At 69.2% G+C, this 6,239-nt stretch carries 6 protein-coding genes; 4 read left to right on the plus strand and 2 right to left on the minus strand.

Annotated features, from left to right (window positions below):
* The first annotated feature begins 3 nt into the window (after window positions 1-3).
* Entirely contained in the window at window positions 4-1,518 is a 1,515-nt protein-coding gene (gene crtD, locus KBY65_RS10345) for a C-3',4' desaturase CrtD (RefSeq protein ID WP_255001534.1), read from the plus strand.
* Window positions 1,519-1,536: 18 nt separating this feature from the next.
* On the opposite strand, the gene KBY65_RS10350 is transcribed toward crtD, so the two are convergent.
* Window positions 1,537-2,454 (minus strand): prephenate/arogenate dehydrogenase, encoded by a 918-nt coding sequence (locus KBY65_RS10350; protein ID WP_094560035.1) that lies wholly within the window; start codon window positions 2,452-2,454, stop codon window positions 1,537-1,539.
* A gap of 56 nt (window positions 2,455-2,510) precedes the next feature.
* Between KBY65_RS10350 and KBY65_RS10355 the strand changes: the two genes are divergently transcribed.
* The 3 genes from KBY65_RS10355 (at window position 2,511) to KBY65_RS10365 (ending at window position 4,707) form a co-directional block, all read left to right on the plus strand.
* Window positions 2,511-3,977 (plus strand): helicase, encoded by a 1,467-nt coding sequence (locus tag KBY65_RS10355; RefSeq protein ID WP_254987930.1) that lies wholly within the window; start codon window positions 2,511-2,513, stop codon window positions 3,975-3,977.
* 38 nt (window positions 3,978-4,015) lie between these two features.
* On the plus strand, window positions 4,016-4,264 hold the full coding sequence (locus KBY65_RS10360; protein ID WP_094560037.1) for a DUF2839 domain-containing protein: 249 nt from the start codon (window positions 4,016-4,018) through the stop codon (window positions 4,262-4,264).
* A 68-nt stretch (window positions 4,265-4,332) separates the two neighbouring features.
* Entirely contained in the window at window positions 4,333-4,707 is a 375-nt protein-coding gene (locus tag KBY65_RS10365) for a DUF1815 family protein (protein WP_094560038.1), read from the plus strand.
* A 12-nt stretch (window positions 4,708-4,719) separates the two neighbouring features.
* On the opposite strand, the gene recA is transcribed toward KBY65_RS10365, so the two are convergent.
* Window positions 4,720-5,907 carry a recombinase RecA gene (gene recA / locus KBY65_RS10370; protein ID WP_094560039.1) on the minus strand — a complete coding sequence of 396 codons (1,188 nt, stop codon included), beginning with the start codon at window positions 5,905-5,907 and terminating at the stop codon, window positions 4,720-4,722.
* Window positions 5,908-6,239 lie beyond the last annotated feature (332 nt).

Genomic DNA, 6,239 nt, shown 5'->3' on the forward strand with positions numbered 1-6,239 from the left:
GCCATGGAGGAACACAGCGATGTGGTGGTGGTGGGGGCCGGCATCGCCGGCCTCACCGCCGCGGCCCTGCTGGCCAAGGCCGGAATGCGGGTGCAGCTGCTGGAGGCCCACCACCAGAGCGGCGGCTGCGCCGGCACCTTCCGCCGCGGGCCCTACACCTTTGATGTGGGTGCCACCCAGGTGGCGGGGCTCGAGCCCGGGGGCATCCACGCACGGATCTTCCAGCACCTCGGCGTTCCCCTGCCCCAGGCCAGCCCGCTCGATCCCGGCTGTGTGGTGGATCTGGGCGATGGCCATCCGCCGGTGCAGCTCTGGCGCGACCCCGCGCGCTGGCAGGCCGAACGGCAGGCGCAGTTTCCCGGCAGCGAGCGGTTCTGGCAGCTGACTGCGGCCCTGCACCGCGCCAACTGGGGCTTCGCCACCCAGGATCCGGTGCTGCCCCCCCGCAACGCCTGGGATCTGGGCCAGCTGCTGGGGGCCCTGCGCCCGGCCAACCTGGCCAGTGGGCTGCTGGTGGGCTCCACCATCGCCGACCTGTTGCACCTCTGCGGCGCAGCGGGCGATACCCGCCTGCGACGCTTCCTCGACCTGCAACTCAAGCTCTATTCCCAGGAACCCGCCAACCGCACCGCCGCCCTCTATGGCGCCACCGTGCTGGCCATGGCCCAGGAGCCCCTGGGGCTGTTTCACCTGGAGGGGTCGATGCAAACCCTCAGTGCCGGTTTGGAGCAGGGCCTGCATCAGGCCGGCGGCCAGCTGCGCACCCGCCACCGCGTCACAGGCCTGGAGCGCGATGCCGCTGCCCCGCCGGAGCGGCGCTGGCAGGTGAAAGGCCTTGGACCGGCAGATCGCCCCTTCCAGTTGCATTGCAGCGACGTGGTGCTGGCCCTGCCACCCCAAACCCTGCCTGCCCTGCTCGGTCCGCAGCTGCCCGCGGGCTACCGCCAGCGGCTGAGCCAGCTGGGCGAACCCTCGGGGGCCCTGGTGCTCTATGGGGCCGTGGCCCGCCGCGACCTGCCCCCCCAATGCCCTCCCCACCTGCAGGGTGCCTGGGACGAGCCGGGATCACTGTTCGTGTCGGTGAGCCGCGAGGGCGATGGCCGAGCCCCTGCCGGCAAAGCCACGGTGATTGCCAGTGTGTTCACGGAGGCCCTGCCCTGGTTTGGGCTCAGCCCAGAGGCCTATGCCGCGCGCAAGGCCAGTGCTCAAGCGGGCATGGAGCGGGGCCTGCGGGCGTTGCTGCAGCTGCCCGAGCAGCCCTGGCTGCACTGCGAAACCGCCACGCCCCGTGGCTTTGAGCGCTGGACCGGCCGCCCCTTCGGCTACGTGGGCGGGCTCGGGCAACACCCCAGCCGCTTCGGGCCCTTTGGCCTAGCCAGCCGCACGCCCCTGCCGGGCCTCTGGCTCTGCGGCGACGCGATCTATCCCGGCGAAGGCACCGCCGGTGTGAGTCACTCAGCCTTGATGGCCTGCCGCCAGTTGCTGGCCGCCCGCCAGCAGCCGCTCGTGCTGGCCTAGGGCAAGCGGGCACCAGGCCTAAAGAAACTCCGGCCGCAGGCTCTGGCAGCGCTGCAGGGTCTGCTGCAACCCCTGCCAATCCGACTCCCGCACGCAGGCCTCCAGCTGATCCAGGGCGCTGCGGTAGTGGCCGAGCGCCGCCAGCAGGGCCACCTGGTTGCAGCGGGCAATCAGGGTGCCGAGCTCCGGATTCCCTCCACCCACCCGGGTGGTGTCGGCAAAGCCACTGGAGGCCAGCTGCCGCACCAGGCCAGCCAGCTCGCCGTCTCCCGAAGGATCGGCGCCCGAGCGATCCGCGGTCTGCAGCAGAGCTGCACTCACCAGCACGGGTAGGTGGGAAATCAGCGCCACCGCCCGGTCGTGCTCAACGGCAGCGCAGCTGAGCCACTGGGCGCCCACGGCCCGGGCCAGACCCTGCACCAGCTGCAGGGCCTCCGGGTCGGTGGCGGCATCCGGCGTGGCCACCCAGGGGCGATCCCGAAACAGCCCCAACTGCCCAGCCTCCACCCCCGCCTGGGCGGTGCCAGCCATGGGATGGCTGGCCACAAAGCGCGGCACCAACCGCGACCAACAGGCCAGCACGGGCGCCTTCACCGAGCCCACATCGGTGATCACGGCCTGCGCTGGCAGGGCCGCCAGCAGCTCGGCAGGTGGCTCCAGAAGCCGGTCGAGGGGCAGGGCGAGCACCACCAGCCCGCAGTCAGCCAGCACAGCGGGATCGGTGCTGACCTGCGTGGCCAACCCGCGCTGCCGGGCCCGATCGGCCGTGGCCTCGCGATGCACCAGGGCGCGCACGTCGACCCCCAGCTGCTGCAGATCCAAGCCCAGGGAGCCACCGATCAACCCCAGGCCCACCACGCCCACCGGGCGTTGGCGCCACAGGGCAGGTGCGGCGGTTGTGGTTGCCGCCGGGTGCGGCAGGGAAACAGAGGTCATTGCGGCAGAGCCATCCAGCCAGCTTCCTACGCTTTGCGTCTGTTGGCCGCCTGGGAATGCTCGAAGCCCGCGCCCACCAGCAACTCAAAGCCCTGCTGCAGCACGAGGGCGGCGAACCCTGGCCCCACCATCTGAGCCTCAGCCGCCTGGTGGCCCGCAGCCTGCGCCGCAGCGACCACACCCTGGTGCGGCTGGCTCCGGGCAGCGATCCCAGCTGGTGGATCAGCCTGCTGGTGCCGCTGGCGCTGAGCGAGGAACCGCTGGCCTTGGTGGTGAGTGAAGCCCAGCGGCAGCGACTGCTCCAGGTTGAGTTGCCCCGCCTGGGACGGGCCGACCCAAGCCTGGCCCTGCCGTGCTTCGAAGGTGACCGGCCGCCGGCCGGAGCCCGCGTGTGGCTGCTCAACCACCACCAACTGGTGGCGGCCTGGCAGCAGGGACTGCTGGGGACGCGGCAACTGGTGATTCCCGAGGCTGAACAGCTCGACACCCTGCTGCGCCAGGCCCTGGAGGTGGTGGTAACGCCGCAGCACTGGGACCAGTTGCGGCGGGCCCAGCCGGCGGCGGAAGCCAGCCTCCTGACCCTGCACGAGCGACTCAACCGCCAGGTGCTCAGCCATCCTCGCCGCCCCAACCAGCTGGTGGCCCTCGCGCCGGAAGACGAGGCACCCCTGCGCCACCTGCTGCAGCTGCTAAGCCCCCTGCCCGAACCATGGCCCGCCTGGCTGAACGCCCAGGGCAACGGCTGGACCAGCTGGGCCCAGGTGAATCCCGAGCTGCTGCAGTGGCAGCTGCACCGCCAACCACTCGAGCCGCTGCGGGTGCTGCAGGGCCTGCTGGAGCAGCGCGGCGCCGTGTTGCTGGGCCAGCTGGCCAGCGCCCGGGCCGCCGCCGGGCAGCCAGAGCCGGGCGTTGCCCTCGGACTGCAGCCAGTGGTGAGCGTGAGCCTGGGGGATCCGCCGCTAGCCGATCCCCTGCCCCTCTATGCCCCGCTGCGGCAACCCCTGCCCAACAGCCCCCACTACGGCCTACATCTGCTGGACCAGAGCCGCCGGCTGGTGCTGGGGCAGGCCGGCCTCACCGTGGTGCTGATCGATGACGACGCCCTACGCCGGGGGCTCACCAGTGGTTTGGCGGCGGAATTCGGCTCGCGCGTGGTGCACGAAAGCACTGCGCCCGACGGCAACGGCGTGATCTGCGCCCGCTGGAGCTGGTGGCTGGAGCAGCAGCAGCGACTGCCCCTACCCAGCCAGATTGTGGTGGCCCTGCTGCCCCTGGCCAGCCTCGAGGATCCCCTCACCGCCGCCCGGGTGCTGGCCCTGCGCCAGGACGGTCGCGACTGGTTCCGGGAGTGCCTGCTGCCCGATGGCCTCAACCGACTGCAACTGGGCCTAGCCGGCCTGCGGCGCCATGGGGGAGGGCGACTGGCCGTGCTGGATGGACGCCTACGGGGGCGCAGCTGGGGGCGGCAGGTGCTGATCGCCCTCGAACCTTGGGTCAGCCTCAGCCGCCTTCTGCCTCATTAGCCTGAGCTTCTCGTCGCAGCACACAAGCAGCCAAGGGAATGGGGGAAGCCAAGCGCCGCAGCATCCAGGGCTTGCCGCCCAAAGCGATCAAGCCCGACCGCACCAAGCAGGTTGACACCTCGCCACGCATCGCCAGCTGGCTGCCGCTGACCCGCAACCAGGCCGATCGCTTCGTGACTCTCACCACCAAGGGCGCCTGGGTGGGCATCGCCGCGCTGGTGCTCTTTTGGGTGACGGTGCGCTTCATCGGCCCCGCCGCGGGCTGGTGGACCCTTGCGGATGGCTGAACGGCCGGCTGGCCCACCTCGAAATCTTAAAGAAAACATTAGAATTTGAAGCAGTTTGGGATTCCGCCGTGTTCCCGCGTCTCGCCGAGCAATACCGATCCGTGGTGCACGACCTGGTGATGAGCCTGCAGGCTCTGGCCAAAAGCCTTCAGAACCGGGGCATCGCCGCCACCTGTTACATCTGCGGCGATGGCCGTGATGGCCACGGCGCCTCCTTCGTGGCCAACTTGGACGCCAACCACATGGTGCGTTTTCTGGTGTCCGACTTCGGCATCAGCTGGGTGGAATCCCTCGACGGCCACGAACTGGTGAAGCTGGAGGGCGCCGAAGCCATCCAGGAACTGCAGCGGGTCGCCCAAGTGCTCCAGAACCCCGAAGCTGCCGGCGGATCCCGTGCCGCCAACCTGACCTCCAAGCCCAGGGGCGCCTTCTCGCGCCCCTGAGCCGAGAGACTGTCAGCTCGCCACCGGCAACTCAGCCAGGGCCGCTGCCGACTCCCCCAGAGCAGAAGACTCCGCCAGAGCAGCCGGAGTGGCAGCAGCCTTGGCAGCTGCAGCCAGGGGCTTCATCGAATTGGCCGTCACTTCCGAGCCCTCCTTGAGCTTCTGGCGGGTGAGCTGTTCGATCAACTCAGCCTGCTCGGGGTTCTGCTCCAGCCAGGTGATCGTGTTGTCACGCCCCTGACCAATGTTGTCGCCCTCGTAGCTGTACCAAGCACCCTTGCGGGCCACCACACCGGTTTCCTCGGCGAGATCGAGCAAGCAACCGAGGGTGCTGATGCCCCGGCCAAACAGAATGTCGAACTCGGCGATCCGGAAGGGAGGCGCCACCTTGTTTTTGGCCACCTTGACCTTGGCGCGGATGCCGTATTCCTCGGTGCCGCGCTTGAGGGTCTGGATGCGGCGGATATCGAGCCGCACCGAGGCGTAGAACTTCAGGGCGTTGCCGCCCGTGGTGGTTTCCGGGTTGCCGTAGGTGACGCCGATCTTCTGGCGCAGCTGGTTGAGGAAGATCACGGTGCAGCCGGATTTGCCGATGTTGCCGGTGATCTTGCGCATCGCCTGGCTCATCAAGCGGGCCTGGCTGCCCACCGCCAGATCCCCCATTTCCCCCTCGATCTCAGCGCGGGGCGTCAGGGCCGCCACCGAGTCGACCACCACGATGTCGACCGCGGCCGAGCGCACCAGCTGATCGACGATCTCCAGGGCCATCTCCCCCGTGTCGGGCTGGGAAACCAGCAGGTTTTCGATGTCGACCCCCAGGGCGGCGGCGTACACCGGATCCAGGGCATGCTCCGCATCGACAAAGGCCGCCACGCCACCGCGCTTCTGCACCTCGGCGATGGCATGCAGGGTGAGGGTGGTTTTACCGGAGCTCTCCGGGCCATAGACCTCCACCACCCGGCCCTTGGGATAGCCGCCACCGAGGGCGAGGTCGAGGGTGAGGGCACCGGTACCGATGGTTTCCACCCGCATGCGGGAGGCGTCACCAAGGCGCATGATCGAGCCCTTGCCGAAATTGCGCTCGATCTGGTTCAGCACCAACCCCAGGGCCTTGTCCCGCTCGGCGGCGGCGCTGGCGGACGTGCGGGAGGAGGAAGGGGAAGGGGACACGGAAGAGCTGGTGGTGGAATCGGCGGGCATGGCAGCAATCAGAAGCGATGGGACAGGCCGCAAGGGCGGGAACCGGAACGGGGAGCGGGCCGGAGAGCGGGTCGAAACCCGGTCGGCCCCGCAGGAACAGCCCCGGGAAACCCCGAAGGCAGCCATCCTGCGACCTCTAAGCAGCAAGTGCCACCAAAGAGGACCGGCGTACCAATTGCTTGTAGTACGAGCGTACTCTAGCCCACTAGGAGCCTGTCGCACATAACCCCACCGCCTGCTTCTCCACAGACGCTCTCCAATCTGCCCAGATTCCAGTGACAGCAATGGATCTGGGCTGGAGAATGGGACATGAGCAAGCCCAAAACCTTTCG

It is taken from the genome of Cyanobium sp. Alchichica 3B3-8F6 (genome assembly GCF_024346435.1).
Lineage (GTDB): Bacteria > Cyanobacteriota > Cyanobacteriia > PCC-6307 > Cyanobiaceae > Cyanobium_A.

Coding starts and splice junctions, on each gene's coding strand:
- crtD (WP_255001534.1), top strand. CDS start 4: ATGGAGGAACACAGCGATGTGGTGGTGGTGGGGGCCGGCATCGCCGGC.
- KBY65_RS10350 (WP_094560035.1), bottom strand. CDS start 2,454: ATGACCTCTGTTTCCCTGCCGCACCCGGCGGCAACCACAACCGCCGCA.
- KBY65_RS10355 (WP_254987930.1), top strand. CDS start 2,511: ATGCTCGAAGCCCGCGCCCACCAGCAACTCAAAGCCCTGCTGCAGCAC.
- KBY65_RS10360 (WP_094560037.1), top strand. CDS start 4,016: ATGGGGGAAGCCAAGCGCCGCAGCATCCAGGGCTTGCCGCCCAAAGCG.
- recA (WP_094560039.1), bottom strand. CDS start 5,907: ATGCCCGCCGATTCCACCACCAGCTCTTCCGTGTCCCCTTCCCCTTCC.